This is a genomic window from Massilia sp. YIM B02443, assembly GCF_030411955.1.
In the GTDB taxonomy this organism is placed as follows: Bacteria; Pseudomonadota; Gammaproteobacteria; order Burkholderiales; family Burkholderiaceae_D; genus Telluria.
Window position 1 is genome coordinate 1 of record NZ_JASNRA010000066.1, and the last position, 839, is coordinate 839.

An 839-nucleotide genomic window follows, 5' to 3' on the forward strand; every position below is an offset into this window, starting at 1 on the left:
GCGCCGGCCACCGACATCGATGGCAAGGCGCGCGGCGGCGCAATCGACCTCGGCGCGTATCAACATTAAGCGGAACTAAGCAGCATCAGGCAGCGTTGGAGCAGCAGGAGCGGCTCCACTCGTTGACGCAGCGCCGGGCAGCAGCACGCGCCCGGCCTGCAGTCCGACGCAATTCCCACAGTCAGCAGCATCGCCGGCATGCAGCGCGCCGGCACTCCCGGCGCACGCCTTGCGCGTATCTTCCAACGGTCTGGCAAGTAGCTGATTTCCAATAGGAAATTTCTTTTGGAAATTTAATACCCCCAAAAAAATTTCCTAAAAAAAGTTGAACTTAGGAAGTTTCCACCGCTCAAAGGATTACATTGTTTAATTGAGGTAAGGACCTTTCAGATGCAGAACACCGTCACCATCGCTTCGAACTTCCGCACCAACCTGACCCGCGGCGCCGCAGCAGCCGTGCTGCTGGCAGCAAGCTTCGCCGGTGCTGCCGCCCACGCCGCCCAATCCACGACCCCGTCCGCAAGCGCTGCCATCAGCAGCGCTACCGCGCAACAGCAGCTCCGCCAACTGTACCTGAGCCTGCTTGGCCGCGAGCCCGATGCCGCTGGCCTGCAGTTCTGGACCCAGGCGATGCTCAACGGCGTGCCGTTGTCGCACATCGAAGCGCAATTCAAGGCCAGTGCTGAGTATCTGAAGCTCCACGGTAACGCGGCCCCGGCTACCCCGAAGATCCCGGCTACCGCCCTCAACTACTACGTCGCCCCGAACGGCTCCGACACCGCCGCCGGCACCAAGGCCGCACCGTTCAAGACCCTGGCGCGCGCCGCCAAGGCCGCCAC

1 protein-coding gene is annotated in these 839 nt (G+C 62.3%); it reads left to right on the plus strand.

Annotation, left to right across the window (positions count from 1 at the left end; genetic code table 11):
• Positions 1 to 390 precede the first annotated feature (390 nt).
• Positions 391 to 839, plus strand: a 449-nt coding sequence (locus QPK27_RS25185; protein WP_290420884.1) for a DUF4214 domain-containing protein, incomplete at its 3' end; no start/stop codon positions are given.